The sequence below is a fragment of the Desulfovectis peckii genome (assembly GCF_055391705.1).
Window position 1 is genome coordinate 1,966,095 of record NZ_AP042409.1, and the last position, 19,035, is coordinate 1,985,129.

Consider the following 19,035-nt stretch of genomic DNA (forward strand, 5'->3'; position numbering starts at 1 on the left):
CATTCAAAAATTTCCGGAAGGGGCCAACATCAAACTGGCTTCCGTAGTCACCGACATAATGGGCAAATCAGCACGCTCCATGATCAAAGCAATTATTGCCGGCGAGGAAGACCCCATTGCATTGTCTGAACTGGCCCAATGCAAGCTGAAAAAAAGAAACCGGAATTGCAACGCCCTTAAAGGCTTGATTGGCTCCCACCAGAAACTGATGTTAGAAACCCAATTGCGCCATATTGACTACTTCAACGTAGAAATCAACAGACTAGACTTAGAGATTAAAAAGCAGATGCTCCCTTTTGAGGAAGAACTGGTATTGTTGGACACCATTAACCAATTCCCCTCCGCCGCTCGAGCCAAAATACTTATTTGTCCAGTCAGTATCACGGCCTTGCTGCAAGACGCGGAGCGAACCGTGCTGCTGCTGCAGTTGCTCATAGCATTCTAACCATCGTCTACCAGATGCTTAAACGCAAGCAAACTTATATTGGGCTTGGTCCTACTTATTATGAAAAACGCAAACGCAAAACCATTGTCAATCAATCCATCAAGAAGCTGAAATCCCTTGGATACAAGGTCACCGCCGAATTAAATGCCTAGCCCTTACTATGTATTTAATGTTATATAGTCCAGTTATATATCTTTCTGCTGCTGGATCCTTATTTTGAAAAATAATTGAGTCTAGCTTGGTACATTATTGTCTTTTTTGAGGAGCAGTACTTTTTAACTTTCAGGACAGGTAGTGTCAACACCGGTTTAAAATTCCCCGATTTCTCCGGTGAGAAATTCCCCACCCTAGTGTAAAATTATCTAGCTTTCATCATCCCCCTTACTAAGGCATAAGCCTGATTTTTTCTTGTTTTTCATGCGGTAACTGGAGCCGCGAATGTTAACAATGCTAGCATGGTGCAATAATCTGTCCAAAATGGCAGTAGCTATGACACTTTCACCAAATATATCAGCCCATTCCGTGAAGCTCTTGTTGGAAGTAAGGATAATACTCCCGTTTTCATACCGCTCGGATATGATATTGAAGAATAAAGATGCTGAGAGCTTGTCTAGCGGATGGTAGCCAATTTCGTCAATTAAGAGAACTTTCGGACGTATATACTTTTTCATCTTCTTTTTTAGGCGATTTTCCTCATAAGCTTTCTTTAGATCGGCAATAAGTTCATCAGTCTTTACAAAATATGCAGTTGCTCCCTGGGCAATAGCTTCCATAGCAAGGGCTACCGACAAATGCGTTTTCCCCACTCCCGGCGGTCCTAAGAAAACTACATTCCCGGCCTCATGTACAAACCGTAAAGTGGCCAATTCTTTAATTTGCCGTTCATCTACTGATGGTTGAAAAATGAAAAGTCAAAATCGGCAATAGTCTTCTGGAAGGGAAGTCGTGCCATGCTTAACCTGGTTTTAAATGCACGGTCCTTCCGGGCTGATAATTCTTCCTCTACCAGTGTATTTAGAAAATCAAAGTATGTTTGGTCTTTATCAACTGCTTCTTGAAGCCGGTATTCTAAAGTTCTGGCCATTTCTTTTAGCCCCAGTTCGGTAAGATGTTCACGCAATATTTCAATCTGCAGCATTGCTATACACCTTCCCAAACCAGGGATTCATAGTAGTCTAAAGGCCTTTTTTCAACCTGAGGCGGTTGAAGCACTGTTACAGAGTTTTTTCTGCGCTGGCTGGTAATGTTTTGGCCAGGAAGCCCATAGTAATGTTCCGGTTTTGCAATACGCTGATAACGTTTATGTTTTACCAGGGTGTGTTGAGTGAGCATTTGCCCTTGCCAATATACTTGTAGTTGGTCCCCGATAATTCTAAGCAAAACATCTCGTCCGATTAACTGCCAGGGTACAGAATAGAAGTTGCATTTGTAGGAAACAAAGCAGTCTCGGCTGACTTTGCGCTGGCAGTAATATGCCAAGTCAAAGTCTGGGTAACCGGTATATGGCTGCAATAACTCATGGGCCCACCGAGTAACCGGCTTTTCTAGAGTAGTAGAGTGAATACGTACGTTGGCCTTTTCATCCCGCCACTTGTGGGCTTGGAAATTGAGGTCTTCCAAGGAACTGAACTTGCGCCCGGGAAAGAAGTTTTCCCGGATATACCGGATTGGGCGTTCTACTTTGCCTTTAGTCCGCGCCCTGTACGGATGACAAAGCCGGGGACTGAAATTAAAGTGAACACTAAAATCCAAAAACCGTTCGTTCCAGATGATATGACCGTTATCATCACGCCCCAGGGTTACTGTCTTGGTGTTGTCGTAAAGTATTTCTTTTGGTATGCCTCCAAAAAATTCAAAAGCATTAATGTGGCATTTTAATAGTGTTGCAACATCCTGAGATGTGGTAAACTCTAGATAGAGCATACGTGAGTAACTTAATACCATAACAAAGCAATACAAGGGACGGCGTGCTCCATCTAGGTCGATGATATAGCCGAAATGAGCCCAATCTACCTGGGCCTGTTCACCAGGTCTTGTTTCATATCTTACGGTTGCTTGGGCCTTTAATACTGGCCGGTATGGCTGCATAAAGTCTCTCAATATGGTAATTTTACCTTTATAGCCCTTATCTTTTATTTCATCATAGATGACGGTGGCGTTAAGTACACCTTCTTGCATACGGGAAACTATATATTCTTTATATTCATCTAACTTACTAGGTCTTCTCCGCCTAACTTTTTTGGGCGGGCCATCAGATTGTATCCATTTTCTTATGGTTTTGCGGTCTCGCCCGGTACGGCGAGCAATTTCGCTGATAGAAACACCATTTTCATACATTTGCTTAATGTTCAACCATTCCCCACTCCCTACGTAAATTTTAAACACCTCCGATTTGCCAGATCTTCGGTGTTTATATTTCTAGGGGGTGGGGATTTTTTCCCCGGTGATTATAGGGATTTTATCACCGTTTTTAACATCATAGGTAGGCTACAAACTAAAAGCCTTTGGTTAGTTACTAAAAACTTGCACGAGTTTCAATTCCTCATAGGTAGGCTACAAACTGCAGAGAGTGGTCTTTTTCAGGCAATTATCGTGCAGTTTCAATTCCTCATAGGTAGGCTACAAACCCCTCCTTTCCTCCAAGATGTAATAACAGGAAAATGTTTCAATTCCTCATAGGTAGGCTACAAACCCTAACAACATACTAAAACCAGCGGCAATTGCCGGGTTTCAATTCCTCATAGGTAGGCTACAAACAAATGGCAAGACAAAGCCATTCATGTTTATTTCGGAGGAGTTTCAATTCCTCATAGGTAGGCTACAAACTCAACAAAGATTATGAAATTGTTGGGCGCCGCCGGAGTTTCAATTCCTCATAGGTAGGCTACAAACTGCTTGTTTATCGTGCCAGATATGGCGAACAGGCATGTTTCAATTCCTCATAGGTAGGCTACAAACGGACAAAAAATACGGTTTATTTTAGAACACAGCTTTTAACGTTTCAATTCCTCATAGGTAGGCTACAAACTGAGAGTAGTAAAGGTTGTTACTAATGGTTAAGGTGTTTCAATTCCTCATAGGTAGGCTACAAACTTGCATGATACACATCTTCAGCACTAAAGCCAGAAAAGTTTCAATTCCTCATAGGTAGGCTACAAACCAGATTCCGCGCTATTTTAGACTTGAGCAGGATGCGGGTTTCAATTCCTCATAGGTAGGCTACAAACCAATATCAACATCCGCCACCCCATCGATACTGTGAGGTTTCAATTCCTCATAGGTAGGCTACAAACCGGTCATACTGCCTGGGTTCAATGGTGTATCAAAGCAGGTTTCAATTCCTCATAGGTAGGCTACAAACTGTATTTCGTGCCCTTGTTGTAGTTTAGTCGGAAGAGGTTTCAATTCCTCATAGGTAGGCTACAAACCACGTTTGAATTTGGCGGGGATGAATTAGAAATGGAGGTTTCAATTCCTCATAGGTAGGCTACAAACAATCCGATGAGGATGACGATATACAGATTATCACTATGTTTCAATTCCTCATAGGTAGGCTACAAACCGACGAACCCGGATTCTCCTTATCATTGGTTGAAAAGTTTCAATTCCTCATAGGTAGGCTACAAACTGGCGGAGGTGAAGGAGGCGATTAAGCGTGGATGAAGGTTTCAATTCCTCATAGGTAGGCTACAAACTGCTCAGATGGATAGGATGCTGGATAGGCAAATTCGGTTTCAATTCCTCATAGGTAGGCTACAAACCTCCCTATCAAAGTGGGTAGAAAGTATACAAGTGATGTTTCAATTCCTCATAGGTAGGCTACAAACTTTGTGACCTCATCTTCGTACCTCCTTAACAGTGGTGGTTTCAATTCCTCATAGGTAGGCTACAAACCGTTGGCGAAAACAGGCTCAAGAACCCGTCCATCCAGGTTTCAATTCCTCATAGGTAGGCTACAAACCACTTCTGAATTTGATCGTTTGGCGAGTGTAGGAGGTTTCAATTCCTCATAGGTAGGCTACAAACGCACTTTTGATTTTCCATCTGGCACGCGCAGGAAAAATGTTTCAATTCCTCATAGGTAGGCTACAAACGAAGTATTCGACCAATTAGGAAACGTCCAGGGTTAGTTTCAATTCCTCATAGGTAGGCTACAAACTGATAAAAAGAGTGAAAATACAAAACTTCCAATCGCAGTTTCAATTCCTCATAGGTAGGCTACAAACTCTTGGTCTAAGTTAAATCCAAAGCCCTCAGATAAAAGTTTCAATTCCTCATAGGTAGGCTACAAACCGGGCGACGTACAAGATTTTCGACAGCCTGGAAGCAGGTTTCAATTCCTCATAGGTAGGCTACAAACCCCTCCTTATGCGCCTGATGGCGTAGTAAATTGATCGTTTCAATTCCTCATAGGTAGGCTACAAACAATCGAGACCCTTAATGAGGTTTTACCCGTATTCCTGTTTCAATTCCTCATAGGTAGGCTACAAACCGGGCTTAAGCAGTGTCGGCTTTGGGGTTCCTGGTAGTTTCAATTCCTCATAGGTAGGCTACAAACTTCGCCCTTGTCAGTTTTTTTCTTCTATTCTGTCTTGAGTTTCAATTCCTCATAGGTAGGCTACAAACGATAGCGTCACGGTTTTGGACAGACGAGAAAGTTATGTTTCAATTCCTCATAGGTAGGCTACAAACCTTTTTCAATCGCTGGTGTATCGATTTTGGCAAATGGTTTCAATTCCTCATAGGTAGGCTACAAACTTTTTTGGGGCCTCCTTAAATGACATCGAAAATATCGTTTCAATTCCTCATAGGTAGGCTACAAACTTGGCTCAAAAACAGAAGGCCAGACAAATGGAGAGAGTTTCAATTCCTCATAGGTAGGCTACAAACATGTGATGAGGTTGGAGGGCGGCAATAATGGCTAGGGGTTTCAATTCCTCATAGGTAGGCTACAAACACAGAAAAGCAAGAGCTATTTTCAGCAGAAGTAGAATGTTTCAATTCCTCATAGGTAGGCTACAAACCAAGACACTATCTGCCAGCTTTGTGGCCCGTCGTTGTTTCAATTCCTCATAGGTAGGCTACAAACTATCCCATTCCCAAATCAAGAAGTAGCCTCTCAACAATGTTTCAATTCCTCATAGGTAGGCTACAAACTTTCTAAGCGATGCCATGAGCAACGGCACCCGGGAAGAGTTTCAATTCCTCATAGGTAGGCTACAAACTCGGAACGGATTTACTAATAATGGAAGTATTCAAGTGTTTCAATTCCTCATAGGTAGGCTACAAACTGGAATGGCAGTGCGGAAAGCCATTCCAGTGGTGGGCGTTTCAATTCCTCATAGGTAGGCTACAAACCTTCAATACCTTCAACAACCTTCGGCTTTCCGTCCTGAGTTTCAATTCCTCATAGGTAGGCTACAAACATGGCTAAGCATTCAGAAACTTATATTTTTATGATCAGTTTCAATTCCTCATAGGTAGGCTACAAACTTTAAAAACCACTTGACTTTTCCGAAGGATATATATAGTTTCAATTCCTCATAGGTAGGCTACAAACTTAGTCTTGACATTCCTACCTTCCAACCATTTTTCGTTTCAATTCCTCATAGGTAGGCTACAAACCGTTTTTTGTGATTCATTAATACGGTAAAAACGTCATGTTTCAATTCCTCATAGGTAGGCTACAAACCGAGATAGGCAGACGCATAGGTTTTTTGCGCACGTCAGTTTCAATTCCTCATAGGTAGGCTACAAACTTTCATTCCTCCTTATCTATTTTTTAATGGGCTGGGGATAGTTTCAATTCCTCATAGGTAGGCTACAAACGAGATCGGTTCATCCTGCAGAGGATGAACAGTAACCTGTTTCAATTCCTCATAGGTAGGCTACAAACGAGAGATAATGCAAAGACATAATATTCCTATCGAAAATGTGTTTCAATTCCTCATAGGTAGGCTACAAACGCATTGATTTCCTCTTGGTCATCTACGCCGTCGCAGTTTCAATTCCTCATAGGTAGGCTACAAACCCATTTTTTCGGGATATTTTTGCTTCAATATTTAATTGTAATGGTTAATTATCGTAAAAATTTATCTGAATATTGATAAAAAAGATATTTCTCGTTAAATAATAACATTGTTTTGGCCATTTTTCCATCTATAAACGGTACTTTTTTCCGTCGATCCCCCGGGTTTTTTGCACTATTGGGGGTCGACGGAAAATGACGGAAAATAATAACAACATTTTTAAAGTATAAAGGCATCTCCATTTTCACTTATAAACCCAGTTTGGAGGTCATAATAATCTGCTAATTGGCCATAAGGTATCCAATACATTGCACATTCTACGCCATTTCTTGCAGCAAATTCAGGCGGCCTGTTTTCTATTATTCTGTTCAACCTTATTTGAATTATATAATCATTAAGTTTAGTTGCCAGCAATCTTAATAGGGCTTTTCTTTCAAAAACACTAAATTTATCAGGAATATTCGGTATCCCCAATTTCTCTAAATTTAATTTTAACTTGTCACCTAAATCGTCCTGTTTCCATAATAAAACCAGTTCATAAGTGTCTGCCAATAAACCGGCATGTTCGTCTATCTCCACAAAAACATCAACCACTTCTGCCGTTTTTTCTATCAAATTAAATTCATTTAGTTTATCAAAATTTAAACGCAAAATGCATTCTTGCCAAAGCTCTGAGGAAATACCATCTACTCCTCTCTCTAATGCCGCAGCATAATATTGTTCTGCCAGTTGTCCGTATTCCGGTTCATAAATTTCTTCTTTTTGTTTTAATAAAGCTTCTGTGCTTTTGCGGTGCATTAATGAGTAAACATAATGGTTATCTGACTCCAGTTGTACAATATATACCGGTAAATAATTACCTTTTTTCCCCTCACGGTTGACTCTTCCTGCCGTTTGAATCAAAGAATCTAACGGGGCAAAATCGCGAAATGCCAGATCAAAATCTAAATCTACCCCAGCTTCAATAGTTTGAGTGGAAACCAGAATTACCGGCTGCTTTAGCTCTAGCAAATCTCTGACTTCATTAATTAATTTTTTTCTTTGCAGTGGGATAATGTTAGTTGATAAATAATATATCGCTACATCACATTCTTTTTCCTGCATCCTCTCTCTTAACTTCTAAATGTCAATGCTACGTTTGATTGTATTGACTACAATTAATGCTGAGGTCAAACCGTTCCATTTTTGTTCGAATAAAGAGATAAACTGCTCAGTATCCATTCTTGCATTTAACAAGGGAATAAATTTTGTTCTTTTTAATTCTTTAAAATAACTCGGATAATCCGGTAATAAGGGAATAGCTGGTTTATGTAGTGCCGGATCATTAAGCAATAAATTGCCAAACTCTAAAATTTTCGGTTGGGTAGCGGTCATTAAAATAAAACGAGTGCCCCAATACACGCTTATTTTTTGCATTGCTGCCCCAATTAGCGGCATATATTTTTCCGGTACGGCTTGTACTTCATCAAGAATGACAATGCTTCCCGCTAATTTATTAATTTTTTTCAATGCCCGATTTTTATTTGTAAAAATAGACTGAAAGAATTGGACAAAAGTTGTTAAGATAATGTCTCCTTCCCAAGACTCTACCTCTAACAAACTCTTGTCTAGGGGAACTTCCTCACCGGCATCCCGGTAGGCGGTAAAGTCGCCCAAACGGTGATGTACTACCAGGCGCAGCTCATCGCTTGCTACATTAAGATATTCCGTTTTTGTTTGTTCAATAATATTGATAAAAGGAATGGCAACAATAATGCGCGGCAGATAACCTTCTACTTCTTTAATTCTCTCTTGTAAACGCAAGGCACATTGCAAAGAGGCCAAGGTTTTTCCTATACCGGTTGGCGCTGTAAGGGTAAAAAAGCGATACTCTTTAATCGCCGTGTCATCCAAGTTCTCAATTACATTCAGTATTGTCCGGCGAGCTTTTTCCCGGCGGGCCACCAATGATTGGTTTGTTTTGCTTACCGGTTTTCGAGCTAAATATTTGCTGACATAATCCGGTGAGATATTTTTTACATGAACAGACTTTACCCCGCCGGAATCTAACTTATCGCAATCAATTAACAAGGAAAAAAGGTATATTACGAGGAAATACCAGCGGGCATCATCCGCCCTTCCGCTGGTAAAATATTCGGGCATATATATAAAATTCCTTTTATCTTTCTTTAGCGAATCTATTTGCAGATATTTTTTAAACTGTTGTGGTGTAATGGAAGTAAATATATTTTTACTATCCTTTAAAATTTCATTTGCATTGGCAATCAGGTTTTCGGCAATTTTTTCTAGCGTGTCCCACATTTCTATATCCCGGATCGGAAATAAGCCTTCTAAACTCAATGACTGATGATGTAATCTAATGCAAAGATAGGCAATAAAAGCAACGATCCTTTTTTGTTTGCCCTCCGGAAGATGCTTAAGCTTCTCTGATAAAAAGGCATAAGTAAAGCAAGCAGATATATGGGCGTGGTTTTTTAAATGTGAGTTTTTTCCTTGTAAGAGATAATCCTGAAAGTACTGAGTATATTTGCCTAAATCATGGTAGCAGCCTAAAGCACGCACTATTTCCTTAATGGCTAGGTTGTCAATATAATCGAATTGAACATTGGGAGGCACTTGAGCCTCAGCAAGTTTAGCTACCGCCTCCAAATGATCACGTAATAATTGTCTGATGTTTTTTTCCGCATCATAATGGGCAAAATAGCTCAAGTGCTAATCCCCCCATTTTTACTTATTCCATCCAGGTAATAGCTTCATTTTCTTCGGTTAACACATATGATGTAACACCGGCCGGTATGGGTTTAATATCAAGGTTCATCACCATATAGCCTAAACCTTCTGGCGTAATGCGTCTTTGCGCGTCAAATTCCAGGGGAACTTCTTCTTTTATTAGCCGATAACCGTCGCTTTGCATCTGCTCAGTTAAGATACCGGTAATTTTGTTCGCCGGTATTACTGAATTAATCGGGCACTGATTCTTTTCCGTCCGCTGCTCACCGGCAATTACTTTTCCATTTTCTATCCAACCCAAGTTAAAAGCTGTCCCTAAACCAACCGCAATACCCCGGCTTTTATAAATTCCTTGATTATTGATTAGCAGTTCTTGTAGCTTATTAATGTAATCCTGATCCCGATGATGCACCCAGATTTTATAATCTATCCACCCATCGCGGATATTTTGGGGGATAATAAATTCAGTGGCAGTTTGGCTGTGATATTCCGCTGAACCGTTTAAATCGTTGGTACTTTTTATCATCAAATAGTTTAACTTTTGCATACATTTTTTGATAGGTGAACAGATCGCTACAGCAATTTGACATTGTTCAAGAGAGAAATCAGCGTAATAACTATCCCTGGTTAAGCCGAGTAAACCGGCAATAATTCCGGTAATGGTTGTACGGGGAGGAATAGTATAGGTTAAAGCCGATGAGTTAGAATAATACCGGCGAAAATGCGCCATTTTACCCCTCAAATGAAAGGTAATTATGTCCATATTTATTCCCTCGCTTGAATAGGCTGCCATAAGTCTATTTCTTGGTATTCCGGCAAGTTCATTAAATGCTTCTTGTCAACAACGGGATGTAGCCAGCCTACAACTTTCTCAATGTACCCGTCCTTTTTCAACTGCTCAATTGCTTGGCTTAACTTACTAAAATCAACTTGAATATCTTCTAATCTTCTAATTGGTTGGTCAATTTGATAAGTTACTTCTATAAACCGGCGCAAATCGCCCAAGTACCCGTCAAATTCCGGCTTGTAAATAATTTCTAAATACATTAGCGGGTCTTGGCCCTGCTTGCTATCGGTTTGGTTGCTGGCTAAACCCTGCACTAATGCCTTGCGCAGTATATCACGGTCGTTTTCCGTCATCCCGGTTAGTTGAGCACTGTACTTATTTATGGTGCCGTAATGGGCCACTAAAGCGTAATATACTTTGTATTTTTTGCCGAAAGTAGAATTATCGTCGTTCATAATCGAAGTTATTGTATTAGACTTAACCAGTTCCACCGGATGAAGTGAATAGCCCCAGTTGATCTGCACCGGACCGGTATAAGTACGGGTAATACCCTCTACCGCCATTGCACTGCCAAATAAGCGAATATCAATCAGAGAACGTTTAATAATTTCAGTCATTAACATGTTATTGAAATCGCCAAAATCTTTCTTTTCATCTTTTGAAAGGTTATTTTTCTTTTCTTCATATGCCTTTTTAAAATCATCTCTGTTACCCATTAAAGCCTGCCACTTATCCGCCAGCTGCTTGTTTTCGTTAAACAACTCTTTCATTTTAGATGTGTCAGAAAGCCAAGTGTCAAAAACATGCTTAAACATTACATCCATCGGTACTTTTTTATCAGTTAAAGTATCCACAAAAATAGCATAACCTTTGTTTTTTAATAAATCGCGCGCATCCCGTTTCCGGCGGGCATCGCTTACCAGCAGGGTAGAAGTTTCATAATCCATCCGCGGTTTATTTTCTTGATCGGGGTCTCCGTTGCAGTTGGTCATGGTTGCCTGAAAAAGGAATATAAAGTCACTGTTTTGATTTAAGTACATAATTTAAAACCTCCCTTATAAACTAAAATTTATTTCTAACGATGCCGTACATTTATTCCTCCGTCTCGTCTTCCCGAACAATTGTATCTGCCTCTGCATCGGCCTCTTCTTTAGTAACATCCGGAGTTTTATTGCCTACTGAATAAGCATAGCCGGACATAATGTAAAAAACGTTGGCCCTTTCGCTAAGGAGCCAGTTTTGCTCTAAAGAACCGTAGTAATAATGAAAACGATTCATAACCGCTTCGGTAAAAAGGGTTATAAGTTCATGTTGTCTTAATTTCTCAACTACATCCGCATATAATTGGCATATTTCTCTTTCTTTCATTCCCTGAAATTGTATTTTCTTTAAAATCGGTTTGTTTTTATATCCTTTTGTCGATTGAGCAACAGCCACACGATAAATTAACACTCCTAAATAAAACAATGCCCTGGCTTGGTTGTTAAATCCTTGTTTATCTAAAAATTGTTCTATTTCATTAATAGCAGTATTAACTTTCTCTGATGAGGTATTAAATTGATTCACCCGTTCCTCCCCCTTTTCGGAATAGCTAAAAATCCTTTCATTAAACAGCCCGAATTGCTCAGCAGTATGCAGCAAGACTAAATAACGCATAATGATATCTTTAATGAAGAAGTCATCATATCCACCTACATAGTCGTACAAGCCCAAATTAAAATAATTGTCAATCTGCTTTTTGCTAATCTGATGCAAGCCCTTTTCTAATGCTTCCAGCGCATAACCATACAAAATATCTTTGTTAACGTACTCACCGGATAAAATTGCTTTATAAAAAGATAACACCCGACCGATATCTAATTGTTCTCCATTTTTATTAGTGCGCACCGGTATAATCCGATAAATTTGACCTAATGTCATTCCCCGTTTAAGATGTTGTTTTAACGTTGCAGACTGATTAGCCAATTCTTCAATAACTTTAATAATGCGCACTGTCGGTACATCTTCAATGGTTTCTAACACTGTAACCGAGTTTCCGTCTGTTCGGTAAAATACAAAACTTATTGAATATAAACTTACCTCGTCAAATTCAGCGGCTGCTTCGATATCTCGCCACCATTCTTCCGTACTGCTGCTTTTAAAAGCTAAATCCACACTGCTTTTGAGTTTGTGCATAAAATTATAATTAAAGTCCGTTGATAATCCTTCCGGTAAAATGAATACACTTTCGCCGGCAATATTGCCCTTAAATTGATTGGCAATTGCCTTTTCACCAGTTAATAGTTTTTGATAGCATTGAGTGCAAATAGAGTAGATGTTATCATAATTGTTTTTTTGCATGTATGGGGCAGTATTAACTGTGGTTGTGGTAAAGATTTTATTTATTCCGGTTCTACTGAATTTTGTTGTGTTTTTACTGCTTACATCAGCCCTTTTGCAACCACAAATGTAACAAACCCGATTCTTACCATCGTCAATTTCAATGTCAGGCTCACCTTTGCCCAGGTTTCTTTCCCGTTTAACCAGTTCCAAATAATCCGGGTGTTGAGGCAATACAATTTCTTTGCCGTCCTCCGTTTTAACTACCGGTATCACCAAAACATATTTGTTCTTTCTATTATCATCATTTAAAAACTTGCGAATTATATCTTCAAATTTTTTTTCAGTTTCGTCGGCCAGCTCAACATCTTTTTTTGTAACTTTAACTATCTTTGGCTCAATGGCAATCTTTTGTAAGTTAATTTGTCCCTCACCTTTTTTATTGCCCAAAGTTACTAAGCCTAACTGCTTCATTTTATTAACCAGCGCCGCTAATTCCCCATTATGTAAATTGTATTTTTTAAGTATAATCATTAAATCGTTCCAAACGCTGGTTAATAAGTAGTGCAAACTTTTAGTGTCTCTGGTTAAGTAGTATTGTAATGAGGCTGCACTGTTGTTACCAAAATAGTTATAAAGGCTCGGCGATTCTTCTTGGTACCGCCCTTTAAGCTCAGAATAAATTGCTTTCTCCTTTAAATCAAAAACCATTGCCACAACATAGTTTTCATTATTGGGTTTTATATTTGGGACCTGTTTAATCAACGAACTAAATATGTTGGTGTCAGATTTTTGAGCATTAGCTCCGATATATGCGGTTAATTGAGGTAAATTCACTTCCCCACCTCCTAATACTTTTAGCGGCGGTAATTTTTACTTAGCCTTTCACCTCCTTAAACCAAAGTTAGGCAACCGAAGCCCTGTGAATTTTTGGCCCCTACACCGGCATCTATGGCTAATTGTAAAAGCTCCCGTGGGCCATTTAATTTTAGCTTACAGCTATATCCTTTAATTATCGTTTGCTTATACTTAGTGATATTTTGCTGTGGGCGATTGAGCACTTGTACTGTGATATTACCTTGCGGGGCCTCCTGCCGATAGTAAGAAAGGTATTTTTTGCGCAAGTTCTTGGCTAATTGATTAGAAAATTGCTGCTCACCCGGCTGGAAATAGTGCGTATATGTACTGCCATCCGGCTTATTTAGGGTACTGTAAATTACAATTGGCGAAAGAGTATTTACCGTGATTGATTCAGCATTAACCTGCAGTTTTTCCACTTTTATTTGAGGCGTTTCTAATTCCAAACTGCCCAGTTGGATTGGCCTTTGAAGCATACTGCCCATTAATGATGTACAAAATTCTTTAATCGGTGATGATACATAAAGTGTTGCTCCTTGAGGAAAGGTAATTTTTTTTTGCTTCTGGTCTAAAACATATTTGCCCAGCAAACGGGAGTAGGTAAAAAGCTTAAAGCTGCGGTTACCATCCATATATCCTCGATCGTGCAAAAAAGCCGCCAGTTCACTGGATATATTGGCATAAATCATTCCTTGTACAAGTCGGTTATAATGAATGGGCAAAGTAATAGAATTTTTTTTGGCAATTAGAGATATACATAAACGCAATAAACCATCTCCCACTTCTTAATATTAAGAATATTTTTTATATTAATTGCGACTCCTTTAAAAACCTTCTACAAAATTCCAACATATGTCGTGATTATTATTAGTTTAAGTATCAAAATTCTTCATCTTAGAGGATATTTTGTAGTAAGCCATAAATATAAAAAGGGCTGAAGCGTTACGAACCTTTGGCTCGTAGTGCTTCAGCCCCTTTGTTTATAAAATATATTCCATCATTAAGTAATATTGGATTATAGTTTTTTTCTAAACAGCACTTATGATGCCAGTGTAACCAGTGTACCGACAATGAAGCAGTAGTAGGCAAAATATTTTAGGTTGCCGCGGGCCATTATGCCCATAAACCAGCGAAGTGAAAAATAAGAAATAACAGTTGAAGCCACAAAGGCAACCAAATAAGGCACCAGCAACGTATTTAAGTAAGGATCTTGCAGTATGTCTGAAAAGCTGAGCAGCATGCCTCCTAAGCTCACCGGAATATACATCATAAAGGAAAAACGCAGAGCGGTATCCTGTTTTAAGCCCATTGCCATGGCAGCTACAATGGTGGATCCCGAGCGACTGATGCCGGGTATTAAAGCCACCGCTTGTGCCAAGCCAATAATTAACGCATCTTTTAAAGTTATACCGGCATCATTTTTGCGCCCTCTGAGGTTTCTTATCAACCATAGTGCTGCACCGGTAATCAGCAGTGTAACCCCTATTACCTTAAGGCCCTTAAAGTATAGGCTGATGGTGTCTTCAAACAAAAACCCCAGTACACCGGCCGGAATGGTAGCAATTAGCAAATAAATAAAAAACATGTAATCTGCCTTAGCCGTCGGTTTACGTGTAGTTACATAGCTGACGGTATTAGAGGCAATTCTGAAGATATCGTGCCGATAAATCAACAGCACGGCAATTAATGAGCCAGTATTAACCAGTAGCTCGAAGGTCATTCCTGTCGGCTTAATGCCTAAAAAATGTTCTGCCAAAACCAAATGCCCGCTGGATGAAATGGGAATTGGCTCGGTAAAGCCCTGCAGCGCCCCCAAAAATAAGTATTTCAGCAATAATAGTATTTGTTCCACTTATTTCGTTACCTCCTGGTTTTGCCGTAAACAACAGTAATTTTAACACAACTGCAATGAATAAGACATTGTCTTTACTTTAGGCAATTATATTTTAATTAATTATGCTCCAGTTTACAGCCACAAGAGCCGCAATAGCTATCTGCCGGTTCAACCGTTTTATTGCATTGTGGACAGGTCTTTTCAGGTGATTGAAACTGTTCTATCTTTCTGTCCAGATTCTGAATTTCCTTATCTAAGCCGATAATTTCCTCACAAAGATTAATTACCGCTTCGCCGTTTTTTTCATTAGATACATATGATTTATAAACGTACTCCCCCAACAAGGTTAATTTCATTTCTTTCTGCCTTTCAATTTTACCTTTTTGCAACTTAAGTTTGGTTATTTCCACTACATCTTCAGTTTTTTTGCCTAAGTTTTCCATAGTGGCATTTAATTTGTCTATAAAACTCATTTAAATCCACCCTTTCATCGTCTCATGATTAGTAACACTAACAATGCTAATATTAACATAAAAATTTCTTTAAATCTGCCATAGTTTATATTGCCGTACAAAAACTTCATCTCACACTGCCCTAAAGTATCTATGTATCATATTTATTTGTAATTGACTAAATTAGAATAGTTATTGCATTTATTCACCAAACAGGATAGCTTTCAGCAACAAAACTTTTTAGTCTGGCTGGCAAAAAAAAACTCTTTGGTTTATCACTAAAACCAAAGAGCTTTATCTTTTGCAGGCGGCCCACCAGGATTCGAACCTGGACCAGCCGGTTATATTATGAACCGGCTGCTCTACCATTAAGCTATGGGCCATATTCCAGTAGTTTTGTATTATAAATTAGTACAATTTTTTGTCAAAAATATGATACTTGTCCCGTAAACTCTTGGCATTATTTTAGTACAATGGTATACACAAGAGACTCACTTCTTTGGTAATTTGGGGTTTTGGTCAACTTTATTTTACCAAAAAGAGTGGTCTCTTGTTTCTTTTTTCCTACAACAACTTTACACTATGTGTGCGTTTTGGGTGGTGTCCTTATTTTGTAGAATTTTTATATAATGGGAGCCTTGTTCTCACAGCCCCCACTCACTATCAGTTATATTAAGCTAACCACTTCGGCAATTTTGGGCACTACCTGCTTCTTTCGGGAAACCAATCCGGAAACAAATACTCCTTGATTGGCGGGAACATTGAAGGCAGAACTAATCAGCGAGCTGTTATTGGTTTGGAACAGCAAATAAGAGCCCTGCTTCAATATATCGGTAACCAGTAGCAGTGTTAAGTAATATTCTTTATTATTATGTGTTTGATTAATAAAGTTTAAAAACTGTTCTTTGCGGGCAAAAACACTGTCAATATCCAGTGTAAAAACCTGGGCAATGCCCGCTTTATAACGGTCAAGATGGAATTCTTTAAAGTCTTTATAAAATATTTCCTCAATGCTGCTGCCTTCCAGCGAGGTGCCTACTTTAAACATTTCCATCGCAAATTTTTCAACTGATAAATTTAACATAGCCTGCAGTTCTGCCGCCACTTTTTTGTCCTGCTCTGTTGTGGTGGGTGATTTAAACAACAGTGTATCAGAAACAATTCCGGCTAACAGCACACCGGCAGTACTGCGGTCTAATTCTACGTTTGATTCTTTATAAAGCTGATAAATAATCGTGCAGGTGCTGCCCACCGGCATATTGCGAAAATACACCGGTGCATTGGTTGCTACATCGCCGATTTTATGGTGATCAATGATTTCCTTTATTTCTGCTTCATGCAAGCCTTCGGCACTTTGGCTGTACTCATTGTGGTCTACTAAAATAACTTGCTTTTTCGCCGGTTTTAATAGGTGTTGTTTATTAATCATACCTAACAGAATATTTTGATCATTTACCACCGGATAGTTGCGATAATTAGTGTTAATCATTTCTTCTTTAACTTCATCCAGGTATTGATTATGGTTAAATTTAACAACACCTTTATCACGCATAATTGAAGAAACATAGTTACATTGATTAATTAACTTAGCAGTTGTATAAGCATCAAGCGGCACAGTTACTATTGGTACCTGTTTCTCTTCAGCCATGGTAACGTATTTTAGCGGCGGTATTTTTCCATCAGTAACAATAATCAGTTTTACCTGCCGGTTAATGGCACATTCAATAATATCGTAGCGGTCACCAACAATGATAATATCGTCTTTGCTTAAGCAATCTAATGCAGTTTTGTAGTAATAAGCCACTACCGCAATGTTACCGCTAACGGAAGCATCACCGTCAACAATGATTTTTGCGTTTAAGTCGCTAACTATATTCTTTAATGAAGTATTTAGTTTATAGAAATCACCGCGTACCAGTTCCATGGCGATATCTTTCATAGCAATAATACCCAATAGCCCGCCCGCCTTATCTACCACCGGCAGTGTTCTTAAATCTTTGCTTTCCATAATTTTATAAGCGTTTAGAATTGAAGTGTCCGGAGTTATCCCCTCCACTAAGTCGTAATTTAAATCTTTCACCTGGGTTTTTACATTTTCAATCACCGGCGGGCGCTCGATATCAAAGTAATCCAGTACAAACTGGCTTTCTTTGTTTATTTCCCCCAAAGTAACCGGTACAGCATCTTCGCCTAATTTATTTTTTAAACGAGCTAAAGCAATAGCTGCAGCCACTGAATCTGTATCTGGGTTTTTGTGGCCAAACACCAATGTTGTTCGGTTGGCATTCATAATATATTTGTATTCCCTCCATAAAGCATTTTTTGCACACTCAAATAGTATAACAAAAGCACTAACAGATTGACGGAAATTAGCAGACAAGATTAAAACAGATTACCTTAAAATATCGCTTTATTTTACGTTATAATAAATTGGTGTGTAGTAAAAACAGTAAAGGTTACGGGAGGAAGGTTAAAATGAACTCTTTTAATAAAAATAGCTGGGATGTTTGGTGGCGGCTTTTACGTCCGCACACTCTTACCGCTTCTTTTGTTCCCGTTTGCATCGGCACCGCACTGGCACTGCATAGCGGGCCGGTTAATTGGCTGCTGTTCTTAGCCATGCTACTGGCATCCATTCTTATTCAGGCCGCTACCAATATGTTTAATGAATACTTTGACTATGTACGCGGCTTAGATACAAAAGATTCAGTAGGAATCGGCGGCACCATTGTGCGCGACGGTGTCAGTGAAAAAACGGTGTTAAATATGGCCATAACCTTTTATGCCATAGCCATTGTTTTAGGTCTGTATATTTGTGCATTAAGCAGTTGGTGGCTGGCTGTGGTCGGTTTAATCTGCATGAGCATCGGTTATCTTTATAACGGCGGACCCTTCCCCATCTCTGCCAGCCCCCTTGGCGAATTGTTTGCCGGTTTTTTTATGGGGATCATCGTTATAATTTCCTTCTTTATTCAAACCGGCAAAGTTACTTTAAGCAGCGTATTGATTGCTGTGCCCTTTATGGTACTGATTGGGGCGATTTTAACGTCAAACAACATTCGAGACCTCGACGGTGACAAAGCTCACGGTCGGCGCACATTGGCCATTCTGCTTGGCCGGCCACGGGCAATTAATTTTTTAGGCGGCATGTTTATTTTTGCTTACTGCTGGGTGATAGGTTTGGTATTGCTTAAGCAGGCTTCTGCATGGTTGTTATTGGTACTGCTCAGCACTCCCAAAGCCTACAGCGCCTATCGCCGGTTTAAAGGAAAAACCAAAGCTCCCGAAATGATGCCGGCCATGAAAGCCACCGCACAAACCAATACCCAGTTTGGCTTGCTACTAACCATTGGACTGATTTTAGCCAGCTTCAATCTGTAATTATCTACATAACTGTTCGGCCAGTCGGAATAATCGCTGACGCCGGTGAAAATAACAAAAAACTCTTTGGTTGTCCACTAAACCAAAGAGTTTTTTAGTGGTGGGCCCACCAGGATTCGAACCTGGAACCAGCCGGTTATGAGCCGGATGCTCTACCGTTGAGCTATGGGCCCAAGTTTAACGAACTTAAATTATAAATT

General features: G+C 39.5%; 14 protein-coding genes, 2 tRNA genes and 1 CRISPR repeat array. Of the genes, 2 read left to right on the forward strand and 14 right to left on the reverse strand.

Annotation, left to right across the window (positions count from 1 at the left end):
• Positions 1-58: 58 nt before the first annotated feature.
• Complete coding sequence (locus ACZ5NG_RS09730) at positions 59-445, forward strand: hypothetical protein (RefSeq protein ID WP_464251617.1); 387 nt, start codon at positions 59-61, stop codon at positions 443-445.
• A gap of 362 nt (positions 446-807) precedes the next feature.
• On the opposite strand, the gene istB is transcribed toward ACZ5NG_RS09730, so the two are convergent.
• From istB to ACZ5NG_RS09795, 13 genes are all read right to left on the reverse strand, one after another.
• On the reverse strand, positions 808-1,311 hold the full coding sequence (istB, locus tag ACZ5NG_RS09735) for an IS21-like element helper ATPase IstB (protein ID WP_464251618.1): 504 nt from the start codon (positions 1,309-1,311) through the stop codon (positions 808-810).
• A gap of 20 nt (positions 1,312-1,331) precedes the next feature.
• Complete coding sequence (locus ACZ5NG_RS09740; protein WP_464251619.1) at positions 1,332-1,583, reverse strand: ATP-binding protein; 252 nt, start codon at positions 1,581-1,583, stop codon at positions 1,332-1,334.
• A 2-nt stretch (positions 1,584-1,585) separates the two neighbouring features.
• Positions 1,586-2,797, reverse strand: coding sequence for an IS21 family transposase (istA, locus tag ACZ5NG_RS09745; protein WP_464251620.1), 1,212 nt, complete (start codon positions 2,795-2,797; stop codon positions 1,586-1,588).
• 179 nt (positions 2,798-2,976) lie between these two features.
• Positions 2,977-6,476: direct repeats of the CRISPR family, unit length 30 nt; unit sequence GTTTCAATTCCTCATAGGTAGGCTACAAAC.
• Positions 6,477-6,693: 217 nt separating this feature from the next.
• Positions 6,694-7,578 carry a hypothetical protein gene (locus tag ACZ5NG_RS09750; RefSeq protein WP_464251621.1) on the reverse strand — a complete coding sequence of 295 codons (885 nt, stop codon included), beginning with the start codon at positions 7,576-7,578 and terminating at the stop codon, positions 6,694-6,696.
• Between the two features lie 15 nt (positions 7,579-7,593).
• Positions 7,594-9,183 carry a CRISPR-associated endonuclease Cas3'' gene (locus ACZ5NG_RS09755; protein WP_464251622.1) on the reverse strand — a complete coding sequence of 530 codons (1,590 nt, stop codon included), beginning with the start codon at positions 9,181-9,183 and terminating at the stop codon, positions 7,594-7,596.
• A 22-nt stretch (positions 9,184-9,205) separates the two neighbouring features.
• Positions 9,206-9,967, reverse strand: a complete 762-nt coding sequence (cas5, locus tag ACZ5NG_RS09760; RefSeq protein WP_464251623.1) for a CRISPR-associated protein Cas5 — start codon at positions 9,965-9,967, stop codon at positions 9,206-9,208.
• A 2-nt stretch (positions 9,968-9,969) separates the two neighbouring features.
• Positions 9,970-11,031 (reverse strand): CRISPR-associated protein, encoded by a 1,062-nt coding sequence (locus ACZ5NG_RS09765; protein WP_464251624.1) that lies wholly within the window; start codon positions 11,029-11,031, stop codon positions 9,970-9,972.
• A gap of 52 nt (positions 11,032-11,083) precedes the next feature.
• Positions 11,084-13,147, reverse strand: a complete 2,064-nt coding sequence (locus ACZ5NG_RS09770) for a TM1802 family CRISPR-associated protein (RefSeq protein ID WP_464251625.1) — start codon at positions 13,145-13,147, stop codon at positions 11,084-11,086.
• 56 nt (positions 13,148-13,203) lie between these two features.
• Complete coding sequence (cas6, locus tag ACZ5NG_RS09775) at positions 13,204-13,935, reverse strand: CRISPR-associated endoribonuclease Cas6 (RefSeq protein ID WP_464251626.1); 732 nt, start codon at positions 13,933-13,935, stop codon at positions 13,204-13,206.
• Between the two features lie 272 nt (positions 13,936-14,207).
• Complete coding sequence (locus ACZ5NG_RS09780; protein WP_464251627.1) at positions 14,208-15,020, reverse strand: undecaprenyl-diphosphate phosphatase; 813 nt, start codon at positions 15,018-15,020, stop codon at positions 14,208-14,210.
• A gap of 98 nt (positions 15,021-15,118) precedes the next feature.
• Positions 15,119-15,475 carry a hypothetical protein gene (locus tag ACZ5NG_RS09785; protein WP_464251628.1) on the reverse strand — a complete coding sequence of 119 codons (357 nt, stop codon included), beginning with the start codon at positions 15,473-15,475 and terminating at the stop codon, positions 15,119-15,121.
• A gap of 286 nt (positions 15,476-15,761) precedes the next feature.
• A tRNA-OTHER gene (locus ACZ5NG_RS09790) sits at positions 15,762-15,837 on the reverse strand.
• 284 nt (positions 15,838-16,121) lie between these two features.
• Positions 16,122-17,744: a putative manganese-dependent inorganic diphosphatase gene (locus ACZ5NG_RS09795; RefSeq protein ID WP_464251629.1), complete on the reverse strand. Its 1,623-nt coding sequence runs from the start codon at positions 17,742-17,744 to the stop codon at positions 16,122-16,124.
• 185 nt (positions 17,745-17,929) lie between these two features.
• Here ACZ5NG_RS09795 and ACZ5NG_RS09800 point away from each other — a divergent pair, with 185 nt between their 5' ends.
• Complete coding sequence (locus tag ACZ5NG_RS09800; RefSeq protein ID WP_464251630.1) at positions 17,930-18,835, forward strand: 1,4-dihydroxy-2-naphthoate polyprenyltransferase; 906 nt, start codon at positions 17,930-17,932, stop codon at positions 18,833-18,835.
• Between the two features lie 98 nt (positions 18,836-18,933).
• Here ACZ5NG_RS09800 and ACZ5NG_RS09805 read toward each other — a convergent pair.
• A tRNA-Ile gene (locus ACZ5NG_RS09805) sits at positions 18,934-19,008 on the reverse strand.
• Positions 19,009-19,035 lie beyond the last annotated feature (27 nt).